The sequence below is a fragment of the Spartobacteria bacterium UBA695 genome, from assembly GCA_002298145.1.
GTDB lineage: Bacteria > Verrucomicrobiota > Verrucomicrobiia > Chthoniobacterales > Chthoniobacteraceae > UBA695.
In genome coordinates this window covers 14827-38966 of record DBMP01000008.1, presented here as the reverse complement: position 1 = coordinate 38966, position 24140 = coordinate 14827, and the positions used below count along the sequence as shown (strand labels likewise).

The following is a 24140-nucleotide window of genomic DNA, read 5'->3' as shown; positions in this document are numbered from 1 at the left end:
TTACTTCAGGCGGTAGCACTCCCGCAGGATGTGGTCGATGGTGGCCGGGTTGGCGAAGTACCACTGGACGTGGTAGTCGACGCTTTGCTGGACCACGGTCTTGGCGTTGTTGTCAAAGGGGTTGTCGATGGCGACGAAGAGGGTGCGGCTGACGATGTCGAAGGGGAGTACGCGGCGGCCCAGGGTGAGGCTCTCGGGGAGCATTTTGACGATCTGGCGGTCGACGTCGTAATACTCCAGGGGGACGTAGGCGAATTTCGTGCGGTCGAGAATGGCGGTCAGCAGCGGCTCGGTCTCCAGGCCGCCCTTGATGAGCTCGTGGAGCAGCCCGGCGACGAGGCCCTGGGTTTCCGGCTCAGCCTGGAGCTTGGCGTTGATGGCTCTGACCCGGGCCAGCGCCGCATCGGTGTCCTGGCGGGAGGCCATGCGGTATTGGACAAGGAAGCGGGCGAGGGATTCGTTGGCGTCCTGGACGGTGGGGGCGGCGGCTGCTGCCGTGACGTTGCGCAAGGGCATTTCGGGCCGTTGCGTTTTTTCCGTCGCGATGAGGCCCGGCTCCACGACGTCCAGGGGGGCCGTGACGGGGGCTGCTGACGGGGCCGAGGGGGCTGGAGGGGCGGGCGCCGGTTCGTCCACCACGCCGAAGTCGAGGGATATCTCGGCCTTGGCGCTCGGGTTGAGCGTGGCTTCGAGCCCGGCGATGATTTTGGTGATTTCCGGCGAGCCGGGTTGGTGGAGGAGCAGGCCTTCGTACTCCAGCAACGCGGCGGAGAACTGGCCCTGGCGCAGGTAGGTGTCGGCCAGCTTGCGGGTGATGCGGAGGCCTTCGGCGGTGTCGCCGAGCTTCCAGTAGGCGTCCTTGAGGATCTCCAGGGACTGGTCGTCGTCGGGGGTGGCCTCGGTATATGTTTTGAGCGCCGCGACCGTTTGAACGAGTTCTTCCCGTTCTTCCGGTGTCAGCGTTTCGGCGATCGAAATGGAGAGGGGGGTATCGATACGCCAAGCATCCTGATTGCGGGAAGATTTTTCAAGCGCGTTTTTGCCGGGAAGGTGTCTGTTTTTCAGGCTTCCCTGGGCCCTTCCGCAGATTTGCGCATGGATGAGGCCTCGGGTCTTCCCCGGTGGCTCAATCGGGGGATTGTTTGCGCGATTTCCCCTTCAGTGCGGTGCTTTTGTGCGAAACTAACTATGGATCGAGACGGCAATCGAGAGAGAGTAAAAGAGAATTTAGAAGATACCGGAATGATAAGTCCGGTGCAGTGGGACGGGTATCGGGGGAGCCCGTCCCACTTTTTGTACGCTTGAAGCCCCGCCGGGCGGTCTGGTAAGGATGGGTGTTCTACCTATGAGCACCAACGAAAAGCATGAATTTCAGGCCGAGATCGCGCAATTGCTCGATATCGTCATCCATTCCCTTTACACGGATAAGGAAATCTTTGTCCGGGAGCTGATTTCGAATGCTTCTGACGCTTCGGAGAAGGTCAAATTCCTCCAAACCTCCGGGCAGGAAGTGACCGATCCCGATACGCCTCTCTCGATTTCCATTTCCACCGACGAAGCTGCCAAGACGCTGACCTTCAAGGACTCCGGCGTCGGCATGACCCACGGCGAGCTGATCGACAACCTCGGCACCATCGCCCACTCCGGCTCCAAGGCCTTTCTGGAGCAGCTTAAGGCCCGGCAGAGCGCGGGGGACGCTCACTTGATTGGGCAGTTCGGCGTCGGCTTCTACGCCGCGTTCATGGCCGCCGACAAAGTGTCCGTAACGACCCGCTCGGCGACGCCCGGCGAGAAAGCCTGGACGTGGGTTTCGGACGGTAAGACCGGCTACGAAATCGACGAGGCCCCGGCGGAAACCCCGCGCGGCACCACGATCACGCTCCATCTCAAGGAGGAGGAATTCTCCAAAGCCGACCGCATTAAGGAGATCATCCGGCGCTATTCCAACTTCGTGCCCTTCCCGATCCAGCTCAACGGCGAGGAGATCAACACCGTGCAGGCCATCTGGACCCGCAACAAGAGCGACATCAAGGAAGAGGAGTACACCGAGTTCTACGAATACATCGGCCACGACAGCGACGCCCCGACTTATCGGCTCCACTTCAACGCCGACGCTCCGCTCAACATTCGCGCGCTGCTTTTTGTCCCGAGCCACAGCCTGGAGGCGCTCGGCATGACGCGGGCGAAATCTGAGGTGCATCTCTACTGCCGCAAGGTGCTCATCGAAGCCAAGGCCGAGGGGCTCTTCCCTGAGTGGCTCCGGTTCCTGCGCGGCGTGGTTGATAGCGAGGATCTGCCGCTCAATATTTCGCGCGAGACCATGCAGGATAGCGCGCTCATGCAGAAACTCAACCGCGTGCTGACGGGCCGCTTCATCAAGTTCCTCGACGAGGAGGCCAAGGCCGATCCCGAGAAGTACGCCAAGTTCTTCGCCGAGCACGGGCCCTGCCTGAAGGAAGGCGTGGCGACCGACTACGAGCACCGCGAGGCGCTCGCCAAGCTGCTCCGGTTCGAGTCGAGCTTTACGGAAAAAGGGAAGGTGACCTCGCTGGCCGACTACGTTTCGCGGATGCCCACGGAGCAGACGGCCATTTACTACATCCTGGCCGGAAGCCGCGAGGCGGCGGAAGCGAGCGCGTATTACGAGGGCTTGAAAGCTAAGGGTTTCGAGGCGCTCTTCCTCTACGATCCGCGCGACGAATTCGTGATGGACAACCTGCGGGAGTTCGAGGGCAAACCGCTCCAGGCCGCCGAGAAAGCCGATCTTTCGCTCGACCAGGCCTTTACCGCCATGACCGAGGAGGAGGCCAAGGGGCTCGCCGCGTTCATCAAGGAAACGCTCGCGGATCGCGTCAACGAAGTTCGGCCCTCCAAGCGGCTTGTGGGCAGCCCGGCGGTTGCGCTGGAGAGCGATAAATTCATGACCTCCAGCATGCGCCGCATCATGCGCGCCATGAACCGCGAGGGAGGCACGCCCTTCGAGTCGAAGCCCGATCTGGAGATCAACCCGAACCACTCAATGATGGCCAGCCTGGAAAAACTGCGCCAGAACGACGCCTCACTGGCGGGCAAGATCGCCGAGCAGGTCTTCGACAACGCCCGGGCAGCCGCGGGGTTGCTGGAAGATCCGCGTGAAATGCTCAAGCGCGCCAATGAGTTGATCGAGCAGTTGCTCGCGAGCAAGAACTAAAAATTCGCGTTACGCAAAGACGCCAAAGCGCAAAGCGGGGAAACTCGCTTTGCGCTTTTTTTTTGGAAATGGGGTCAATGGCATGGCCTTGCTTTTTGCGCTTCATCGGAATGAGGAAAAGGGATATGAAGATGCCTTCAGGTATGCGCAGGATTTTCTTTTTACTGCTGGTTCCCTTGTTAAACGTCGGTCTGCTGGCGCAAACGCCCACCCCATCCTCCACGCCGACCCCCGCGCCTTCTCCGGATCAGACCGAGACAATCCTCCGGTCCATTCGCGATCATAAAGAGGAGTGGGTTGGCGAGGTTCAGCTAAAATCCGCCAAACCTTTTGTGGTCAAAAACGGTGATGGAAGCGTGGGGCAAATCACCGTTAATCCCGGCGTCCAGGTTAAGGTTCTGGAGATTTCAGCCAACGAGCTCTTGCTCAAATTCGGCGACGCAAGCGCCCGGGTCTTGGCGGCAGATACTGATTTGGCGGCTCGGTGGGCTGAACGGCAAAAGCAGCAGCTATCCGCCCGGCCAACTCCTAGCCTTGCAACACCGAGTCCGAGTTCCAGCCCGAGCCCCAGCGCGATGCCCTCGGCTGCGGCCACCCCAGCTGCTCCAGCCGGGGCCATCTGGGTGAACGGCTACTGGCGAAAAAACGGGACCTATGTGTCGGGGCATTGGAGAAAGAGATAGCGGGCACCTCGTTTCCGTGCGCTCGCCTGCCCCGGGAGCTTACTTCACGGCCTGTTTCTGATTTTCCCGGATCGCCCTTTCGCGTTGTGCGAGCACGTCGGCCTGGGGCGCGGCGCTCTCTTTCTCGATCGCCGCCACGCGGTGCTGGATGGCCCGCAGTCGGCAGAGGTCGAATTTCGCGCTCCGGTCAAAGTAAAAGAGCCCGTTCTGTTCCTGGAAGACGTCGGTGAGCTGCGTGTAGCAGTAGCCGAACATGCGCGGGTGATCCAAGAGCACGCGGCAGAGCCCTTCGAAGCGTTCGTAGAATTCCTCCAGCGTCTTAGGACCATCGCCGTAGCCCCACGATTCGCCGTCTGCTTTCACGTGCGGCGCCCAGCGGATGCCGCCGAATTCGCTGACGAAATAGGGCTGTCCGTTGTAGGGCACCGATTCGATCGCCTCGGAGTCGTTGGCCCAGGCCTCGCTGGCGGTCATCGCGCCGTGGCGCAGGGCGAAGAGGGCGGGATTTTGTGTGTAGTCGTGCGAGTCGTAGATGTCGGCCTCGGCGATACGGTGGCTGTAGCCCGAGACGTCCAGCACGGGGCGCGTGGCGTCGTAGAGTTTGGTGGCCAGGAACATCCCGCGCATGACATCGTCGTGGGCGGTGATCCGCTCGGGGGCGATGCGCTGGCTTGATTCGTTGAGCGGGCACCAGCCGACGATGCTCGGGTGGTTGAAGTCGCGTTGCAGCGCCTCCAGCCATTGCGTGATGTAGGCGGGGGGCAGCTCGGCTCCCACGGCGTGACCGGCGCGCACAATTTCCTCCCGGTCGTTGCGGTGCCAGCCCGGGCAGGGATCGCCGCCGCCGAGGCCCCAGTCGCTGAACTCGCCCCAGACCAGGTAGCCGAGCCGGTCGGCGTGGTAGAGGAAGCGTTCCTCGAAGACTTTTTGGTGCAGCCGCGCGCCATTGAACCCGGCGGCGAGCGAGAGCTCGATGTCGCCCACGAGTTCCTCGTCGGTCGGCGCGGTGAGGATGCCCTCGGGGTAGTAGCCCTGGTCGAGCACGAGGCGCTGAAAGACGCGCTGGCCGTTGATTTTGACCGCCATGCCGTCGATGGAAACGCTGCGCAGCCCGGCGTAGCTCGTGGCGTGGTCCTGGATCTGCCCGTCGTTATCGACGAGGAAGAAATCGAGGTCGTAGAGGAACGGGTCCCGGGGCGACCAGAGGCGCACGCGGGCTTCGGGAATGATCAGCTCCAGGCGCGGGTAGAAGTTTTCTCCGCAGCGGGTGTCGGCCTCGGCGAGCACCTCGGCCCCGGCCCGCAGCCGGGCGCGGAAATGAAGCCCGTTCTGGTGGCCGGTGATCGGTGCTTCGATGAGGAAGCGCCCGTTGGCCACGTCGGGGACGATCTTGGGCCGCTGCATGAAGGCGCGCATCGGGAGGGCTTCGAGCCAGACGCTTTGCCAGATGCCGGACGTTCGGGTGTAGTGGCAGCCGCTGTTGCTGTGGTGCCAGGCTTGTTTGCCCGAGGGCATGGTTTCGCGGGCGTTGTCGCGGGCCCGGACGACGAGCGTGATTTTTCCGCCAGGCAGGGCGGCGTCGGTGAGGTCGCACGAGAAGGGCGTCATTCCGCCCCGGTGGCGCCCGACTTCGCGGCCATTGGCCCAGACAAAGGTGTCGTAGTCGCACGCCTGGAAATGGAGCACCACCCGGCGGCCCTCCCATTCCTGCGGGATGGTGATCTCGCGGCGGTACCAGACGGCGTTGAGGAAGTCGGTGTTGCCGATGCCCGAGAGAGGCGATTCCGGGCAGAACGGGACGAGAATGCGGTCCCTCAACGGCCTCTGGAGCAGCCCGCGCTCCAGGCCACTGTCGCCCTGGTCGATTTCGAATTCCCACTCGCCATTCAGCGTGAGCCAGTCGGCCCGTACCCACTGGGGACGCGGATATTCGGGACGGGGAATGCCGGTGGAAAAATTGCTTTGAGAAACACGCATGATGTGCCAATGATGCCCCTAACCCCTGGGTAAATCCATGGCTCACATCCCCAATCATATTGGTGAAATCCACTCGATCGGCGCGGACACCCGGGAGCGGATGTTTGGGGTCCACGGCGTGCCCTCGCTGGCTTCCTTTGGCATCCGGCTGGCGGGGATTTCGGAAACGGCGTTTGGTTTTTCGTGGTCGCGTCTGCACCCGGCGGATACCCAGCTCCTGGCCTCTCTGGATGGGGAGGGGGAGGTCTGGGAGGGGACGGCGTGGCGGCGGTTGCGACCTGGGGAGGCCTACCTTACACCGCCCGGCGTGGCCCATGCCTACCGGGCCGTGCGCGGGCAGCCTTGGACGGTCGGGTGGGTGATTTACGACGCGAAAGCGCCCGGGCTGGCAGGGCTGCTGCCGAGGGAACCGCGCGTGGTGCCGGTGATGGCAGCGCAGCTTAGGCACTCCATCGAAGGAGCTTGGGATGCGGTCATCGGGCAGATGCCGAGGGTGCAGATCGAGCTATGGGTGCAGATAATCCACTTCAGCGTGCTTCAGACCTTTAACGCGAACCACCGCGAGGGGAACCGCCTGGGGGGGCTTTGGGGGGGCGTTAATGCCGATCTTGCCCGGCCATGGACGCTTGATGAACTGGCGCGCGCCGCCGCGATGAGCAAAGAGAACCTGCGGCGGGTTTGCCTTAAAGAAACCGGTACGAGCCCGCTCAACCATGTCTTGCGGCTGCGCATCCGGCGGGCCGCAGAGTTGTTGCTGGTCTCCGACGACAAACTGATCTCCATCGCCGAGCGCGTTGGTTATAACGATCCGTTTGCGTTTAGCACCGCCTTCAAGCGCGAGACCGGCACATCCCCCTCGGAGTACCGCAAAGCAAAAAGGGAAACGTAGTTTCCCGGATGAGGTGCAGGAGGCAATGCCTCCTGCCGGAGGGCTTGGCATTTCCGTTTTTGGGTGGAAAAAATAAGACGTAAGTGTTTTAAATCAAGACACTTGCGTTCTTTTATGACTCGGTTTTCCGAGGCTGGTTTTAGGCGGCTTTTGTCGTGTCTGACAAAAAATTGACAACACGACAAAGACAATGAATTCACCTATCGAAATCAGCAACGGTCAGAACACCGTCAAAATCTACACCGGCTCTATCAACGGGCGGCCCTATTATCAAATCTCTTTTTACCGGGCCGGGCGGCGGGAACGCCGGACTTTCTCGGATAAACAAGAGGCGAAGCGGGAGGCAAAGGCGATTTTGGGGCAGCTTGCCTCCCAGGCAGCGGATGTTGAGGAGGCGATCACGGCTACGGACGTTGAATCGTTGGTTGCCGCCCGGCGAGCGCTTAAGGGGATTGATTTGCCACTTCATCTGGCCGTCGAGGGGTTTGCGGAGGCGGTCAGGAAGTTGGGAGCTCCCGCCGATCCAGTGGTGGCAGTGCATGAGGCGGTTTCGTTCTATTTAAAGCACCACCCCGTTGGGTTTAGGCGGAGTACGTTGGGGGAAATGATGCAGGCTTACATTGATTCGCGCAAACGCATCGGGCTTTCCAAGAAACGGATTGGCGCGGTGGGTTCAGTCTTTCGCATGATGGCAAAGCGGTTTTCGACGGCGGAATACGGACTTCCCTCTCGGGAGAAGGTTGTGAGGTGGCTGGAGGAAATCTACCATCACCCGGGAACGAAAAATTCGTATTTGAAAGCGCTCAAGGCTTTTGCGCGGTGGGCGGTGAAGGAGAAAAGGGAGGCGTTTGAGACTATCTCGGAGATTGATTTGTGGAAAGAGACGATGGGAGAGGTGGAGATTTATACTCCCACGGAGTTGCGGTGCATCCTGGGCAAGTCGCGAAAGGATGTAGTGCCGTTTGTGGCGATTGGGGCATTTGCCGGGCTGCGATCCTCGGAGATTATGAGGCTGGACTGGAGCGAGATCAATCTGGAGCGCGGATTTATCCTTGTGCGGGGGATGAAAACGAAAACGGCGGCACGGCGGCTGGTTCCGATCTCGGAGACGCTCACAGCGTGGCTCAAGCCTTATGCGAAGGCCGAGGGGGCGGTGATTCCAATGAGTGAAAACTGGGTTTCTGGGCTTTTGACCAAGCCGGGAATGCCCCGCAAGCACAATGCGTTGCGGCATTCTTACATCAGCTACCGGTTAGCGGAGATCAATGACGCCCCGAAGGTGGCGATGGAGTGCGGCAATAGCCCAAAGATGATCTTCAAGCATTACCGGGAGCTGGTCGCGCCCGAGGATGTGAAGGAATGGCTTGCGATTATGCCGGACCAACCGGTTACACCTGAACCGGTTTCCGAACCTTTGCGGATACGAAAGCTGCGGAGCCGGTTCAATCCAAACCGGCAATGGTTCCCATCGCCGCATGATCGCCCAATTCTGTCGCGCCCCGTTTGGAAAAACTTCCCGGCGGGAGCGCTTCTGTTTTGACATGCCATCGTAGGCATGAATGAAAACGAACATTTACCCGAAATCATGACCCTCAAGGAAACGGCGGCTTATTTCCGCTGTAGCGAGCGGCACATGCAAAACCTAATCTTGCGCGGGCTGCCGCACTTCCGCCTGGGATCGCTCATCAGGTTCCGCAAAGATGAGGTGCTGCAATTCCTCACCAATGACCGGAACCTTGCCCGGCACCGTTACCGTCAGAAGATTGCCGAGTCGCGCAAGCCGTGCTGAACGGAAAGATTCATTATAGGGCGGTTTGGCTACGAATCCGCGCGTTGTCGTTGCGCTTCTTTTCCCTAAGATTCTCGCTCCGGCTGATCAACTGGAGCGAGAACCGGGCGTGAAACGCCGCGAATTTTTCAGCTATTGAATCTTTCGCTTATCAAAAATCGTCCTCAGCTTCTTGCGTCGTTGCTGGAGGGGTTCTGCAGGCGCACTCTGCCGTGATCTTGTGACGGGGCACTTTTTGAAATGCGTTTGAAATAAAATCCTGCGAGAATTCCCTCATGATAGGACAAAGTTCAACTGGCAATGTGATTGCCGCTCTCGCAGCGCTCGAAACAAGAGCAGCCGGGTTGAAAGTTTTGCTATGAATACCATGCACAACACACCGGATGGCATCTCACTTGACGCCCAAATTTATCCGTTGGAACTGCTGGCGGCCACGGCGGCGCGGTTGCTCAAAGGCGACGATTACGACGGCGCGGTGGAGAGCGCGGTTGCGCTGCTAAACGCCTGCAAGCGGTATCAGGGGAAGGCGCTTCGAAATAAGGCCGCGCTGGAAAAAATCGAAGAGACTTGCGAGGATCGGAAGACTGAGGAGCGGACAGCCAGGCGCATTCCGTTTAGTAACGCGCTTGAGAAGATTTACGGACGCTCGCGATTGAGCCGCAACGTTGAAGCTCATCTCGCATTCACCGCGTATCGGCTTGAATTGTTCGACCAGCCCTGGCTTTCCGAGGAAGTGATTTCTCGGGAAATGAAGCAAGGCTTTCTGCCTTCGGAAGTGGCCTCGTTTGCCAAGGATTATAAGGCGGTCTCCAGGAAAGAATGGCGCGAGATCGTGGACGCGTATAAACGCCATCAAACATCCGCGGAAAAAATAAGAAAACATTTTGACGCGGCCCAAAAGCCTGTTTCTGGCAAAAAGCGTCGAGGGTCTGGCAAGTAGCGATTGCGCGGGATATGGCGTCTGGCAGTTTCACTGTGGATGCTGGCAGTTCGACGCGTTTTTTGTGGGTGAAGTGGCAAATCTTACGGGGCCGTTGGCAGAGAGCCGACCAATCCGGGTTGCTAAGGTTCGCCCATGCAAAACCTTGCTGCATCACCCGTTGGGGCCGTGCCTTGCGCGGCTGAACTTCAAACGTCCAAATGGCAATCCTGCGCCGCATGGGTTGATAACAAAAATGAAAGCTATCACCTGGAGCCCACCTACTCGCCAGACATGGCCGATCTCATTGACGGGCCGGAGGAAAGCGCCGTTGCTAATGACGAGGCGATTTCGGCGATGGCAAAAGTGATGAATCGGGTGCTGCATTTCTGTTTCGAGAATTGCAAAAATGGGAATCCCGATCTCTCGCGGGCCTTTCGGCGTTTTGCCTGTATCGTTTGGGTATTGCGTCCAGAATTATTCGATCATATGTCCCTGGCTGCTCTTGCCCCACATTTGCACGTAACGCGGGCGAGCCTTTCGCATATTGTGCGGAAGTTTTGCGACGAAAATCAAATCCGCAATGTCCTGATGAAAAGAGAGACAGTCCGCGAGAGTTACAGTAAGGCTCAGATTGCCTCCCATGCGCGGCGGAAAAGAAGACCGGGTGTCCCTTGCAAGGCACCCGGCCTTAATGATAAGCGCTGCGAGGATCACCTCCACTCGGAGGACTGCGCGTGAGTGAGTCTGTCAATTTGGTTCGGCGCCCCGGCATCGCACCGGAGACGCTTGCGGCGTGCGGAATCAATCTGGTTAATTCCCCGGAGCCGGGCAGCATTGAGATTCCCTACTACGATATAGAGGGGCGGGCTACCGGCTTTAAACGCTGGCGCTTGCCCAAAGAACGCCCCAACGGCCAAAAATACCATCAACTGCCCAATAGCGGCGTACACGTATATTTTCCTCCGTTCGGCTCCCCGCATTGCACTTTGGTTGATCTCGTCATAACGGAAGGCGAGTTTAAGAGCATCAGCCTGCGAGAGGCAGGGGTGCTGTCGATTGGCCTGCCCGGTTTTAGTACCTACACGAGAGGCGAAGACGGCGAAGCGAAATTGCTGCCAGGCATTCGGGAGGCGATCACGCGGTGGAATCCGCCGCGTATTTTCTTCCTCGGCGACTCCGACACATCCACCAACTTCGAATTTTCCCGAAATGCCGTGACGCTGGCGCGGCTTGTCCATCCTTTGCCCGTATTGCTGCCGCGAATCCCAATCAACGGCCCTGGCAAGGGGATCGACGATTGCCGTGCATCCGTGCAAAATAGATTTCCTGAGTTCTGGCAGCAACTGGTGGAAAATGCCATGGTGCTTGATGCGAAAGCAAGTTGCGGCTCTCTGGCAGTGCGTTTTCTTGAACGCGAAAAAGACGCGCTTGCGGCTTCCAAGGATGCAGACCGCGACAAGCAAATGCGCAGGGTGGTCCGGGTGATCGCCGAATGCCATGACGACGCAATTTCCGCGGAACGCCTAGCCCATATCGCGTCCGAGATTTTCGGCGTGGGCATTCGCTCCTTGAAGCAGGCAGCGCAAGCAGAGCGCGAGGAAATCCGAGCCAAGGCTCGGGCGGCGAATCCGAAGCAGGACAAGGAATGGCCGCGTAAGTTTTATGTCGTGGAAGGGGAGTTTGGTCCTCCCGCATTTCTTAGCCGGGACGACGAGGGCAATCTGGACGGCGGCGGCCAGATCAACCAGCCATTCTGGGCTGGTCTCTACGCTGCCGAAAACATCGTGTTGCACGAACCCGCCGAAAAGCGGTTCTATCAGTATGACGACCACACCGGAATCTGGTCACCCGAATCTGCGGAAGCAATCGAGCAACGGATTTCCAGCCGCATCCTCTCCGCAGCGCGAGATTATGACGATACTCTCGCTTTTCTGGAACAAACACGCAGCCATCGCACGCTCCAAGCCATTGTTGGCCACCTGCGCGGTGTGGCGGAACAGAGAGCCCCGTTTGCACGAACCCGCCGCTTCATTCATTGCGCCAACCAAATGATTGAATTTGAGGGTGGCCAAGCAATTCCAGTTGGCAAAACCTTCGCCCCGGATTTCTATTCCCGCAATGCCCTGCCGGTTCCATTTGATCCATCAGCGCAATGCCATCGCTTCCTTAATGAACTGCTCCTTCCTGCCACATGCCCCGAAGATGCCAGCCTCATCCAACGGTGGTTCGGGTGCGCCATTTTGCAGCACAATGTCCCGCAACGGTTTCTTATTCTCGACGGTGCCGCGGGGCGCGGCAAATCGCAGTTGTCGGTGTTGGCGGAAAAATTGGTGGGAGCATGCAATACCGGCGCGCTACGGACAAAGCATCTCGATGAACGATTCGAGTTATTTCGCCTGGCTCGCAAAACGCTGTTGATCGGTGCGGACGTGCCCGGCAATTTTCTAATGCATCCCCATGCATCCTGTTTGAAAGCACTGGTCGGAGGTGACCCGCTGGAAGCCGAGGCGAAAAACAGCAATGAATCATTCACTCTTTACGGCCATTTCAACGTGCTCATCACCTGCAACGAGCGACTGACGGTGCGGCTGGAATCGGATGCCGGAGCGTGGCGCAGGCGGCTCTTGATTATCCGGTTCGAGGCACCGCCGCCCAGGAAAAAGATCGACGATTTCGGCGCTCTTTTGTTTCGGGAGGAAGGCTGCGGGATTCTTAATTGGGCCATTCAAGGTGCGGTAAATCTGCTGCATGAAACCGCCACCACAGGAGACTATATGCTCACCGCCGCCCAGGAAAAACGAATCGACGATCTTTTAGCCGAATCTTCATCGCTGGAACTCTTCGTCAAGGATTGTATCGAACGCACAGACGAAGGCAACCTGTTCAAAGATGAGATCGAGGAAGCCTATGCCCTATTCTGCGAAGGTCGCGGGTTTACACCGCTGCCGAAACGCATCCAGCAGAGCCAGATCCCAGAACTCATGCTTCGCTTTCATCACGTTTCCGAAGCCAATAGCGTTCCGCGCCAAATGCCCGACGGCACCACGAAAAACCAGCGGGGCTATCGAAAAGTTCGGATCAACGAAATTGAGTAGGAACAAGCCGCATGAATACAGATGCAAAGCCCGCAACGGATCAGAACTTGGGACATTTGGGACACTTCTTTTCCATTCCAGAATATAAGGAAAATCAATTTGATTTCGGTAATGAAGAGAAAGAGAAAAATATTAATACAGACGTATTAGAGAGAGTGGCCGAAAAGTGTCCCAAACGTCCCAACTTCCTTTCTATTCCAGACCTTTCGCCTCTGATCCGTTCGCTGGAGTGTTCCGACCCAAATTTTAACGAACCAAAGGACGGGGCACTGATTTTGGGACTTTACCGGGATGGGAACCAAGCAGTCACGCCTGTGATGTTGTGGGCCGACCCAGATGTGGATCTGTTTTGGGATATCGTTGCCAAACGCCACGTCAAACCGCCCCGCTTCTATATTCACCTATGGGACCGTTGCCGATTTGATCCAAAGTCCGGCCACCCGATCATTGATGGCGCGGAATGCCCGTTTTGAGAGGCCGTACTTAACGTCGAGCAAACATTGGGGAAGACGTCGTCCAGTCGTCTTTGGTTTCCCACCACACGCGATACCGGGCAACCGAGTTCCTATCACAAGTGCCCAATCCGTCACATAGCAGTATAGTTGACACGATTCCATAGGTAACCAGACGTGCGGGTGAAGCTACCAAGCCGCTCGCATGGCCATCGAACCGAATGACCTACTCAGTATTCTTCAAGCCACGATACACGGCCTCAATCAAAGCCAATGATCTTTGCCAACCAGGCGCAAATGCGGCCCACACGGGCCAACGTCGCGCGAACGCGGGGCGGTTTGGAGGCGAGCCTCGACCTCCTCGGCAGACTTTCGGGGTCCCTGTGGCGGCGGAAAGCTTGGGTGGCAAAAGTCCCTCGCTCAATTTGAATGAGAAGTCATTTTTTCGCGCTTTACACTTTTCCACTTCCAGGCCACTCGCGAAACGGCCACGGTTCAAGGCGTGGAGCCGTTCAATCACCCGCTGTCATAGTTCGCAAAGGTGTAAAACTGTAAAGCTCATTTGACACTCCCTCGGTTGGCATGAATGAAACATCCTCCATCACGCCGGAAATGGCTTGCTCAATGATGGGTTCGCCGTCCTCGCCGGTTTGATATTCCAGTTCAAGGAGGGCTGCTTCGATGTCTTGTTCGGTTGTTTTCATCGGTGCGACATTCGCTCTGACTCCAGCTATCATCGAGCTATCTAGTATTATTTATTCGCTTCGTTTCTCAGGTTTAGGCATGGCTTTTGATTCGATCGAATCGAAGTTAATTGTTTTGACTATCCTCCACTCGTCCGGAGGAATGGAACCGGCGACCTGTACGGCTTCCTCATCAGTTGTGTTTCCTTGCAACGCAATAAATTCGGAACCGCCATCTCTTTCACGCAGGACGAAAACGACGTGTTGGCTCCGGAGGATTTTGTAGCTTTCAGAACTTGGATTTGTTTCCATGGAGGTGTCATTCGCTCTTTTCCTGAATTACATCCACTTAACTTTCTGCCTTTATTTACAAGTGATTCAGGCCACCTGGCACACGCTTTGATTAGCCCTCACTAAGCAACCGCTCTCGTTGAGCTCATATATAAATCCCTGAGCGAACCATGGGTGTTTTTCTGCCAGAAATGCCCTTCTATTCAAAATTCCGCTCATGTAATATCCCCGGCATGGCATACCTCTATTTGACTATCGCAATCATTTCCGAGGTCGTTGCAACTTCGTTTTTAAAACTTTCTGACGGTTTCACTAAACTGATTCCGTCAGGTATTGTAATTGCGGGATATGGGGCTGCCTTCTATTTCCTATCTTTCACATTACGAAGCATCCCCGTGGGAGTCGCCTACGCTATCTGGTCTGGAGTGGGCATTGTGCTAATCGCCGCCATAGCGTGGCTTTTTCAAGGACAGAAACTGGATGCTCCCGCGATCATCGGGATGAGCTTCATCGTTATTGGCGTTGCCGTAATGAACCTGTTTTCGAAGACGGCCGGGCATTAACGGTAGAAAGCCTCGTCCGTGGTGTTGATCGCCGCGCTACGGAACTCGCTGGTGTCCCGTTTCCAAGTGGCGTAAGCGTGCCCGACCCTCTGCATGCACGGACAGTTCGTGTGCGGGAACTGAGAGATCCTGGAATTCTTCGGGGGCTGATGGGCCCCTGGAGCGTGGTGCCAAGGTCCAAGACCGAACTGCACCAATGCACGGTTCCGGGAAGTCGGACGAGGCCATAGTAGCGCAGAAGCGGGCGAACAAACCGAATGCCCCACAGGTCGATCTGTGGGCGGGCGGGGCGGAGCCCGTGGAGCCAAGGGCCTCGACCAAGAGGAACGCGAACCAACAAAGCATCTCCCGGACTCAGAGCCGGGCACATGAGATGTCCCAGGAGTTGGAACGCGTGCGCCAAAGAGCGCGTAAGGACAAGAAGGTACGGTTCACAGCCCTGCAACATCACCTCAGCGTGGAACGCCTGCGCCAGTCCTTCTTTGGACTGAAGAAGCAGGCGGCACCCGGAGTGGATGGCATGGTCTGGAAAGAGTATGCCGAGCATCTGGAAGTGAACCTGCAAAGGTTGTACGAGCGGGTGCAACGGGGAACCTATCGAGCAAAACCGTCGCGGCGGGTGTACATTCCCAAAGCGGATGGTAAAGAGCGACCGCTTGGAGTTGCATCCTTGGAGGACAAGCTCGTCCAAGGGGCAGTGACCGAGGTTCTCAACGCCATCTACGAAACGGATTTTCTCGGGTTCTCATACGGCTTCCGAGCGGGCCGCAGCCAACACGACGCGCTGGATGCGCTGGCGTTGACGCGGGGTAAAGTGAACTGGGTGCTGGACGCGGATATTCGTGGCTTCTTTGATTCCATCAGCCACGAGTGGTTACGCAAGTTCCTCCAGCACCGGATCGGGGATCGCCGCATTCTGCGGTTGATCGACAAATGGCTTCAGGCCGGCATCCTGAAGCCGACCGAGAAGGGGACGCCGCAGGGAGCGACACTGTCGCCTTTGCTGGCGAACGTCTATCTGCATTACGTATTGGATCTGTGGATTGCCCAATGGCGGCGCAAGCATGCCGTGGGCGAGGTGATTGTGGTGCGTTATGCCGATGATTTCCTGGTGGGTTTCCAGCAAAAGGAGGACGCCCAACGGATGCTCTCGCTGCTGCGGGAACGGATGGCGCAATTCGCTCTGGAATTGCACCCGGATAAAACGCGGCTGATCGAGTTCTGGCGGTTCGCCGCCAAGAAGCGCGGTCGCCGAAATCTGGGCCGTCCGGAAACATTCGACTTTCTTGGGTTCACCCACATTTGTGGGATGAATAAGGAAGGCGGGTATCTCCTGATGCGAAACAGCGTGGCAAAACGCGTGAAGCGCAAGCTCCATGCAATTCGGGTTGAAATGCGCAAGCGCCTGCATCGGGCCATCGCCGAACAAGGGCAATGGCTCGCGCAGGTCTTTCGCGGCTTTGCCCAATACTACGCAGTCCCAACCAACTACCGGGCGGTCAACAACTTCCGCGGAGAACTGGCGAGATGCTGGTACCGCAGCCTCCGACGGCGCAGCGAAAAGCGGCGCATTACGTGGCAGAAGATGAACCGTTTGGCGCAACGTTGGATACCTGCCTCCCGAACCTGTCACCCTTGGCCCAACGAGCGCTTCGACGCCAAGCACTCAAGGTAGGAGCCCGGTGCGGTAATTCCGCCCGCCGGGATCTGTGCGGGGGGCGCGGGGTAACCCGCGTCCCTACCGCGACCGTTTTATTTCCGGGGCATTCGTTCTCTATCTCAGGGTGCTTCCCTCACACATATTTCCGGATAGGCTCCAGCGCACCTCCGGGAGTTTGCTAAGCAAGTTGCGAGGCGAATTCCGAATCCTCCGTGGGGAGGGGGAACCTCCACCCACTGGACCTGAATCGTGTCGTTCTTGCGTTTCTGCAGCGCCTGGACCCGGAAGTGAACGGTGAAGGTATTGGATTTGGTGATGAGCCTGGGGTAAACGGGGGGTATCTCTTCTCCCGCAGATTTTCTGCCGATAAGGGCATGCAGAGGCCAGAAGCCGTTGGTGGTAAAGTCGTCTTTGGATTATCTTCAGAATTGCAACGTCAGAGCTCACACTATCTATTAATATTGGACCCTGCGCCTATTTTCCAGCACCGCCAATGGCGGTTATGATAAACTCATTGCCGTTACTATTGGCATTTCGGTCCGGAAGCAGCTTAATCCGAACCCGATGGTTGCCTGATGCAAGATTTTTCCCAATAACTTGCATGCCGAAATAGCCTCCCCAAGTTTGATCGAACCACCCATCAACCTCTTGAGGAGTATCTCCATCCACAGTGACGCTCACCTTTCCCATGGGCCCCTTGATCTTCCAGTACTGCAGAAAAACGACAGTACCTTGCGCGTCAAATGCGATTTCACTGCCCGGCTCAACCGCTTTCCAGCCCACGACTTTATGATCCGTAAAAGCCATCCACCCCTGATTCTCTACCGGCTTCAAGTCATTTCCTGCGACAAGCGTTGTGTGCTCATATATATCCGAAAGCAGCGGGGCGGGAATCATATGAGCATTATCCAGTTTGCTGTCCTCCGGGAGAGTTTTTAGAATACTCGCCAAATAGCCGCTCACCATTTGTGCCGTATAGCAGTGGCCTATATTGTTTGGATGAACAATATCCGCGCTAAAATCTTCCCACTTTACTTTTCCCGACTGTATCTCCGGGGTTAGCGCGTCGCGGTAGCTGATCATCGGCAGCCCATAATGGCTCCCGACTTTGGTGAACCATTCTTGGGCGCTGATGCCAACCTTGTTTACCATGAACAGAAGAACCAAAGCTGGGGCACTAGGACTGTTAAGTCCTTGCCTCACGACACCTTCCATTGTTTCCGCACTTTCCTTGAGATTGTTGTCGTTAACGGCGAATTCCACAAACAAGACGTCTGGGTTCTTTGAAAGAACATCCCGCTGAAGTCTCAAAACAGCATAGTTTGTTCCAGTTGCCCCTCTGCCAGCATTGACCACCTCGATCTGGGCTTTGGGAAATTCCTGGCGCCACCAGTCACCGACCAGGCTGACATAGGTATTATTGGGCGCGCTAGCCCCTGCTCCCGCTGTGATGGAGCCTCCAACGAATGCAATGACCACTTTTTCCCCCCGCCTAGCTTTCGCCATCGCCATCTGAAGGCGGGCAGTTTCTCCCATACTGACTACGCTGCGTTGAATAATATCCGGAGACAACATGGAGGAAACGTTTTCACCATGTGCGGTTGTTAATGCGGTAGAAGCAAAAATGAGGGAGCCCCAACATAAAAAGCATAAGAACTTTCGGGTTTCGACGGGAATCAACGTAAATAGATATGCGGATAGTGTAATTAAAGGAGAATTTCTCATAAGGTGATATTTTGACGATTAGATTTTACGGTGTTAATGCCTATAGATGTGAAATGGGCGGGTGAAAGGAAAAAGATACGTTAAGGCGCAAACTGCTTCGTGCTCACGACCCGGAATTTGTAGTAATTGTCAATGTTGAAGCGGTCTGCCGTCGAGGAAAACCTCGCGGAGTTTATCGGCGGATTTGCCGTCTTCGTCGCAAAGTCGGGTAGATCGGGATCGCTGGAATCAATGTAGCGCTCGATAATGGTCGATCCCCGGTTCTCACCCGTGACCACATCTTTGCCCTCCACCCACTGGACCTGATTCGGGTCGTTCTTGCGTTTCTGCAGCGCCTGGACCCGGAAGTGAACGGTGAAGGTGTTGGATTTGGTGGTGAGCCTGGGGTAAAGGGTGGTGTATATCTTCTCTCTCAGATTTTCGCCGGTAAGGGCATGTAGAGGCCAGAAGCCGTTGGTGGTAAAGTCCTTCATCTTATCCAGGGTCACGCCGGTAGGCACGATGTGCAGGTCGCATATTTCCGAGGCGGATTTGAAGATGCCGCCGTGCGTAAATTTTTGCGCGAACTGGCTAAGGGTTCCAATCTCCATATCTTTTTTTTTCGCGCAGGAGGCATCATTCACGTCGATATCGGGGCGGATGTTTGATGTTTTAACATCGCTCGACTTGTAGGTTGCCATCGCATCATTGGGGATCGCTGTCACTTTCTCTGCTTTTAGCAAGGCGCGGATACCGGTAGATCTTTCGATATAGGTGAATGGAACGATCTGATAGTTCAGGTTGATCTTGCCCGATGTGGAAAACCGGTCGCTAATGGCATACGGCTCTACCACGGGCATCCAGAAGAGATCGAGCAGCAAGTGGTCGCTCGGCTTGTTCGGGCTGGCGGCGTAGTTGTCAGGATCCACATAACTGGGGTGGGTGGATTGCGGACGGAAGAGCAATGTCTTCCAGGGAATATCATGCAGAACCCCGGTTGAGAGCGAGCCGAACATCCCGGGCGATGGCATCTGGCGGTTCGGGGAAAAGTAAGTAAGGGTGTTCAATCTCTCACTGCCTAGTAGATCGAAATAGGGAACGTCGCCGCTGCTATCCACCGTACTTCCTTCGTCGGGTTTGTTGATAAAAGCTCCGTCTTGATTGAAAGGCAGTGTAGAATCAAAATCGCCTGTCACCGTCGGAGTGAGGTGTTCTGAGTCGGTTTGATAGGCACTAGAGGGGATGTCGGGCGGAACGGCGCAGTTGCTGTAATTCAATGAGCTGATATATCTTCCGCCATTGTCGTAGCCTTGATCCATGTCGGCCTGCATTTGCGAGGTCAAATTGGAGGCCATCCTTCTGCCTGGGTCATCATAGTAGGGATGCTTGACAAAACCCGAGGATTCAACTGTTTGGCGAGCGGCCACAAGCCGGTAGTCCCCATGCTTTGGCAACACCGTGCGCACAACGTCGAAGTCGGCCAGAAAGAATGCGCCTGCATGGGGTTGGTTGTTTGGATAAAAAACCCCGGGGTAATAATTTATATAAAACAATCGGCCCGGCTTCCCAGAAACGGCTCCATTTTTGGAAAAAGCCCACCAGTTTTCTTTGGTTGTCGGCGGGTTCCAGCTATCAGATGAGTTCCCGGAAGTATCCTTCGTCACAAGGTTTGGTATGGGAAAGGCCGGGGCATCAGGAAGGGAGATGGCTATGGTTTGAAGAAGATTCTCCGCAATGAGCTGACTGGCATATTGCCCCGCGTAGATTTCGATCGTGATTGGCCCGCCAGTGAACCCCATGGTTGCGCTTGTTCCTGAGATTTTCACAGGTTCGCTGATAAAAGGATAGAGATTTGAGAGATCATTGGATGCTGATGGGTAGGGATCTGCGGTAAAAGGGCCGCGGGCAATCGAGCCATTGACGCTGTTACTAAACAAACGCCAAGAGGGGTTTCCGCCAAATATTTGTCCGCAATCCACCCAATCTCCCCTGTGATTGTAGATTTTGTTGTCTTGGTGGGGAAAATTTAACGGATGAGTGACTCCACCTACTGTAATTTTTAATTGGTCCAGCCCGGTGATTCGTACCTGCATATCCATATACATGCTGGGGAACCCCAGCATGGGGCAGAAGAACTCAGGCACAATGATGGCTTGGATATATTTCTCGCCCGACTTGAGTTGATCTGTGCCGCCAAGTACTAGGTTGGCCCCCTGTCCAGAAGTAATATTACTCGATGATTCATTGTAATCGGCGTTGCAAATAAAGCCGATCCCGAGCTCCGAAAGCGTATATGCCCGGCCAAATCCAGCCGTACCGTTAGGGTGGTGAGTGGGAACGACCCAGCCAGGCGAACTTCCCCAACCGGGCTTCCACCAGTAAGAGAACGTATTGCCTCCGGCAAGATTGCAATCACGCAGGTTGGTACTACGAATATAGTCGAAGATCTCTGTGAGGATTTGATCGCGCTCAGATACCCCATTGACTGTCGTGTATTTGTTGCTGAATTTTCCGCCAAAACCCGGAATGTCGCGGGAGGTGAGGTTTTGCAAATACGAATAGATATCCCTATTTCTCCCGATGCCGATGTCATTGCTAGTGCTGTAGGGATCGTTCCGCTGGAAGTAGTAGGGCAGGAGCGCGTTTGTCGCTGGAATAGAGGAGCAAAACGCGATGAGTTGGTCGTAAGGTGTCACCCTATTTGCGGCGAGCCCCTCGAAGATCGGCCAACAGGCGACGCGCGGCTGGTTAAAGAGATTGGTTTCGGGGGCGCGACTATGGGCCGTGAGGAAGAATTTGGACGCTTCGAGTGCGGACTTGGTAAGAACTGCAGAGTTGTTAGGAGTGCGCCCCGGGGTGAACATCAACTCATCCAAGCTGGCGTAGAGACGGTCGGTACGTAGCGCAAGTGTTCCCGAGGCAAACACAGTTCCGCCCACGGAACCGCCCCCATTCACTCTGGGGACAATCTTATAAATTTCCTCAGCCGTCAGGGCGGGAAAGACGGTGGAGATGCTCGTCATAGCCGGATGTCCAGGGTAACGCTGAAATTCGTGGTGTAGGGGCTGGTTTTTGGCCAGATTGGTGTAGTCGTAATCTGTCTTAACCCGCGGCATGTCCCAAAAGGTTCCTTCTGATGCGGTGTTGATGTTGACCTTGCATGTTTCGTCATCGGCCCAGAACGCGATGCGGCCCACGATGGGGTTGGTGGCGCTGGGTGGCGTAGATGCATAGAGGAAGGTAGCAGTGGTGCTGGCGCCTGCTGGCGAGTCGGGCGCGATGAGCGTGCCGTCTTTGAGGACGTAGAGCCAGCGCGTGGGCATGGGCGCGGTGTTGGTCGTTCCGGCCGTGGGCGCGCCAGAGATGTTGGCTCCCTCGACATTCCCGAAGGCGCTCGGATCGAGGATCGGGTAGTTCGTGCCACTTTCGGTGACTACTGGGGCGTTGAGATCGGTGAAGACGGCGGGTTGAGAACTCCAGGCGGATGGGAAATCGGCGGCGGGATTGGTTTTGAAGGAAGTGATCGACGGCGTCGAGGAACCGGTCACGACCATGACATCGGAGGAATAGAGCTTATAAAAGGCCAGTTCGTTCGGTGATGCGCCGCCACTGCCGTCGCCGTAGGTGCGGATCATACCCGGTTGCGAGGCCCAGGCGATGTTGGTTCCGGAGGTGGCCGTCGAGATTTGGGCCATCACGATTTGCGCGACGGAATCGGCCATTTGTTGGGTAGTGACGCCCGAGGCGTAGCTCTTTGCCCCGCTCAGTTCCGTGGAGACGCTGGAAAAAAAGGCGATGATCAACCCGGTAATGAGCACAAGAAAACCAAGGACGAGAACGAGCGCAACGCCGCGGTTTTTCCCCCGCAGCCGTAATCCCTGTAGATTTAGTCTCATAAATTTAGTTCTTCTGCTCGCGGCTCCACTTTGCCCCCTTGATGCTGATGTTGGTAGTGAAGATGTGGTAGGTGAGTTTCTTGCTTTTCAAGGTAGTTTCAAGCGTCTTCAAATCCTGGGCGTAACCAGGTTTGGAGGGGTCCTGAATATCGCCTACGTTTGCAAATAGCGCACTCAGACCCAGGTCAGGCATCATTGTGCTGTTTCCCTGCAACCGGTTGTACGAGACTTCATCCACTGCGACCATAGTGATTTGGACGACGGGGGGAAGTTGGCTTTTGGTGTTGTAGTCCTTGTTCGAACCATTCGGGCCGATGGTCGTGGAATCGTAGGTGTAATTCGGCGAAAGCATCGTGCCGGTGGTGTCTTCCTGCGGGCTCAGCTTGGGCAGGAGGATGAGGGCGATGATATTCTCGGCCAGTACGCGCGATTTGCTCGCAAGCGGCGTGGTGAACCATGTTTTGGCCGAGTAGCTGGAGTTGCCTCCCGCGGCGACTTCTGCCGAATAGAGCGTAAGCGATTCGGCGGGCTCCATGAGTTCCATAAGCCGGAAGCGGCTGTGGAGCGGCGCAATAGCGGCACTAAGAAACGGGGGGCGCAAGGCACTGTCATCGCTAAACTCGAGGTAGTAACCCCACGTATTGAGGAGGTTTTCCATGCCCGAATAGGTCGAGGTTTCCACATAGCCGAGTGGAGCCTGGAAAAAAATCGCGTGGGTGGGATGTGTCCCTCCATCCAACAGGCTTGGGCCGCTGATGAACCGGAGTTCGGATTGGCGAACATAGTTATTGGTGCCGGTGAGCAACAGATTGCCGGATGGATCCCTCTGGTAGTCCAAATAAGTATTGAGTGTGGCTTGGCTGACGCGGCGGTTGATGGCTTCGAAAGCTTCGCGGGCTTCGCGGAACTGCTCGATTTTTCCCGAGGTGTAGGTCCAAGTCCGGCGAATGGAATCCGTGACGGCGACCAAAGTCAGCAACAGTAGCGTGAGGATGGCCATGGAAACCAGGATTTCCACGAGGGTGAACCCTCGCTCCCATCGACGCCTGTGCGGTGCGCTCGTTTTCATTTGCCGGATACCAGCACTGAATAGGTGGTCACGGGGAAATTCGATTCCTTCCAAAGCTTGGTGGAAGTATCCATGTTGGGGGTTTGGTTCGCCGGGTTATTAGCGATTTGAACCGTGACGGTCGCCAGCCTCGCATTGGCATTGGCGTTACCCACAAGGGTTGTGGCAGGCCGGATGCGAGTGTTGACCCAATAGATCACCCGTTTTTTTTGCTCACTCGTCAGATTAGCCCCCGGGGTCGCGGGCACGATCTCACTGCCTTGCTCGTCGAAGTAGCGCGTTGCCTTAGTTCCATCGGTGCCCACAAGGGGCGTACCGCTGACATCTCCAATCAAGAGGCTAAAGTCTGTTTGCTGCGCATCGTTGGCAACCCGTTGCACGATTTGAGAACTCACCGAAACGTCGATCGCCTGCCGAAAAACCGTCAGACCGAGCGGAAGCAGTCCAATAATAGAGGTGAAGGAAAACGCCATGATACCGAGCGCCAGGGTTACTTCTACCAGGCTGAAGGCAGCGTTTTTCCAGGACTTCAAAGCACCGGAAGCGTGCTTAAGGTCGGTAGCTTTTAATGTGTCCATTGGATGGATTGACTTGGAGGGTTGCGAAATTTTTGGGCGGCAGGGCAAGCGCGTTGCCATCGTTCATATTGTGGAGGGTAAGAAACCACCGCTCTGTTTTTGCGAGGTTAGTCGAACCATCGGGCAGGAAGCGAAAGGAGACCGCGTTGTATTGCGTTTGCACTCGGGGGAGCGAAACACCCAGCGTCCCACCGGTCATCGGGACAAATCCGCTAATCAACGAAGAAAGCGTCACCCCGGAATCCATGACGATTGAGACTGGAAGACGTTGCATTTTGCCCATTGCATTCGCTGACCCGGTCTCCTGGATTTCAAAAGCCTGGAATGCGCGATATTGGCCCGAACCCGGAACGGTCACCTGCTCGCCAGGGACTTCCGAATCGCCGAATTGGTAAAAGCGGATCTCAACTGAATGATTTCGAGTGATCGCCACCTGCCGGGCAAGCCCGAGTTGATTGCCGACCATTTGTGCCCCCGCAGTAAGTTGGAAGCTTTTTTGGATAGAGGTGGCAGCGGGAATGCAGAGCGAGACGATGATGACCATGATGGAAATCACGACGATCAACTCCAAGAGCGTGAAGCCCTTCGTGACGTGAGGAAATGCTGAAGCGAAGAGTTGAGGAGACTCGTGCATAGGAGACCGTAAACGATCAAAAAAGCCGTCAACACCCCCCAAAAATGACCCGCGCCCGGATGCTT

The 24140-nt window shown here is 56.4% G+C and carries 20 protein-coding genes; 11 read left to right on the top strand and 9 right to left on the bottom strand.

Annotated features, from left to right (window positions below):
• Window positions 1-762, bottom strand: coding sequence for a GspE/PulE/PilB domain-containing protein (locus B2828_RS03985; protein WP_479632398.1), 762 nt, complete (start codon window positions 760-762; stop codon window positions 1-3).
• A gap of 583 nt (window positions 763-1345) precedes the next feature.
• Between B2828_RS03985 and htpG the strand changes: the two genes are divergently transcribed.
• Together htpG and B2828_RS03975 are read left to right on the top strand one after the other, a co-directional pair.
• On the top strand, window positions 1346-3190 hold the full coding sequence (gene htpG / locus B2828_RS03980) for a molecular chaperone HtpG (RefSeq protein ID WP_479632397.1): 1845 nt from the start codon (window positions 1346-1348) through the stop codon (window positions 3188-3190).
• Window positions 3191-3285: 95 nt separating this feature from the next.
• Complete coding sequence (locus B2828_RS03975) at window positions 3286-3873, top strand: hypothetical protein (protein ID WP_479632396.1); 588 nt, start codon at window positions 3286-3288, stop codon at window positions 3871-3873.
• 39 nt (window positions 3874-3912) lie between these two features.
• Here B2828_RS03975 and B2828_RS03970 read toward each other — a convergent pair whose 3' ends face one another.
• A complete protein-coding gene (locus tag B2828_RS03970) occupies window positions 3913-5850 on the bottom strand; it encodes a glycoside hydrolase family 2 protein (protein ID WP_479632395.1) in 1938 nt (645 codons plus the stop codon).
• Between the two features lie 37 nt (window positions 5851-5887).
• Between B2828_RS03970 and B2828_RS03965 the strand changes: the two genes are divergently transcribed.
• The 7 genes from B2828_RS03965 (at window position 5888) to B2828_RS03935 (ending at window position 13018) form a co-directional block, all read left to right on the top strand.
• Window positions 5888-6739, top strand: a complete 852-nt coding sequence (locus B2828_RS03965) for a helix-turn-helix transcriptional regulator (protein ID WP_479632394.1) — start codon at window positions 5888-5890, stop codon at window positions 6737-6739.
• 190 nt (window positions 6740-6929) lie between these two features.
• On the top strand, window positions 6930-8279 hold the full coding sequence (locus B2828_RS03960) for a tyrosine-type recombinase/integrase (RefSeq protein ID WP_479632393.1): 1350 nt from the start codon (window positions 6930-6932) through the stop codon (window positions 8277-8279).
• A gap of 15 nt (window positions 8280-8294) precedes the next feature.
• Window positions 8295-8528 carry a helix-turn-helix domain-containing protein gene (locus tag B2828_RS03955; protein ID WP_479632392.1) on the top strand — a complete coding sequence of 78 codons (234 nt, stop codon included), beginning with the start codon at window positions 8295-8297 and terminating at the stop codon, window positions 8526-8528.
• Window positions 8529-8886: 358 nt separating this feature from the next.
• Window positions 8887-9468 carry a hypothetical protein gene (locus tag B2828_RS03950; protein WP_479632391.1) on the top strand — a complete coding sequence of 194 codons (582 nt, stop codon included), beginning with the start codon at window positions 8887-8889 and terminating at the stop codon, window positions 9466-9468.
• A gap of 135 nt (window positions 9469-9603) precedes the next feature.
• Window positions 9604-10188 carry a hypothetical protein gene (locus B2828_RS03945; RefSeq protein WP_479632390.1) on the top strand — a complete coding sequence of 195 codons (585 nt, stop codon included), beginning with the start codon at window positions 9604-9606 and terminating at the stop codon, window positions 10186-10188.
• Window positions 10185-12545, top strand: a complete 2361-nt coding sequence (locus B2828_RS03940) for a DUF5906 domain-containing protein (protein ID WP_479632389.1) — start codon at window positions 10185-10187, stop codon at window positions 12543-12545. Before B2828_RS03945 ends, B2828_RS03940 begins: the two co-directional genes overlap by 4 nt.
• Before the next feature lie 11 nt (window positions 12546-12556).
• A complete protein-coding gene (locus B2828_RS03935) occupies window positions 12557-13018 on the top strand; it encodes a hypothetical protein (protein ID WP_479632388.1) in 462 nt (153 codons plus the stop codon).
• A 491-nt stretch (window positions 13019-13509) separates the two neighbouring features.
• Here the strand turns inward: B2828_RS03935 and B2828_RS03930 are convergent, their stop codons facing one another.
• A complete protein-coding gene (locus tag B2828_RS03930) occupies window positions 13510-13701 on the bottom strand; it encodes a hypothetical protein (RefSeq protein WP_479632387.1) in 192 nt (63 codons plus the stop codon).
• Between the two features lie 51 nt (window positions 13702-13752).
• Complete coding sequence (locus B2828_RS03925) at window positions 13753-13992, bottom strand: hypothetical protein (protein ID WP_479632386.1); 240 nt, start codon at window positions 13990-13992, stop codon at window positions 13753-13755.
• Between the two features lie 212 nt (window positions 13993-14204).
• Between B2828_RS03925 and B2828_RS03920 the strand changes: the two genes are divergently transcribed.
• Both B2828_RS03920 and ltrA read left to right on the top strand, forming a co-directional pair.
• Window positions 14205-14534, top strand: coding sequence for a DMT family transporter (locus B2828_RS03920; protein WP_479632385.1), 330 nt, complete (start codon window positions 14205-14207; stop codon window positions 14532-14534).
• A gap of 196 nt (window positions 14535-14730) precedes the next feature.
• Window positions 14731-16209 (top strand): group II intron reverse transcriptase/maturase, encoded by a 1479-nt coding sequence (gene ltrA, locus B2828_RS03915; protein WP_479632384.1) that lies wholly within the window; start codon window positions 14731-14733, stop codon window positions 16207-16209.
• Between the two features lie 459 nt (window positions 16210-16668).
• Here ltrA and B2828_RS03910 read toward each other — a convergent pair whose 3' ends face one another.
• The 5 genes from B2828_RS03910 to vccD form a co-directional block, all read right to left on the bottom strand.
• Complete coding sequence (locus B2828_RS03910) at window positions 16669-17919, bottom strand: SGNH/GDSL hydrolase family protein (protein WP_479632383.1); 1251 nt, start codon at window positions 17917-17919, stop codon at window positions 16669-16671.
• 80 nt (window positions 17920-17999) lie between these two features.
• The gene (vccA, locus tag B2828_RS03905; RefSeq protein WP_479632382.1) at window positions 18000-21794 is read right to left on the bottom strand and encodes a Verru_Chthon cassette protein A; all 3795 of its coding nucleotides are present in this window, start codon (window positions 21792-21794) and stop codon (window positions 18000-18002) included.
• 4 nt (window positions 21795-21798) lie between these two features.
• Entirely contained in the window at window positions 21799-22863 is a 1065-nt protein-coding gene (gene vccC, locus B2828_RS03900) for a Verru_Chthon cassette protein C (RefSeq protein WP_479632381.1), read from the bottom strand.
• Window positions 22860-23441 carry a Verru_Chthon cassette protein B gene (gene vccB / locus B2828_RS03895; protein WP_479632380.1) on the bottom strand — a complete coding sequence of 194 codons (582 nt, stop codon included), beginning with the start codon at window positions 23439-23441 and terminating at the stop codon, window positions 22860-22862. The genes vccC and vccB overlap by 4 nt, the downstream gene beginning before the upstream one ends.
• Window positions 23413-24075: a Verru_Chthon cassette protein D gene (gene vccD, locus B2828_RS03890; protein ID WP_479632379.1), complete on the bottom strand. Its 663-nt coding sequence runs from the start codon at window positions 24073-24075 to the stop codon at window positions 23413-23415. Before vccD ends, vccB begins: the two co-directional genes overlap by 29 nt.
• Window positions 24076-24140: the final 65 nt, after the last annotated feature.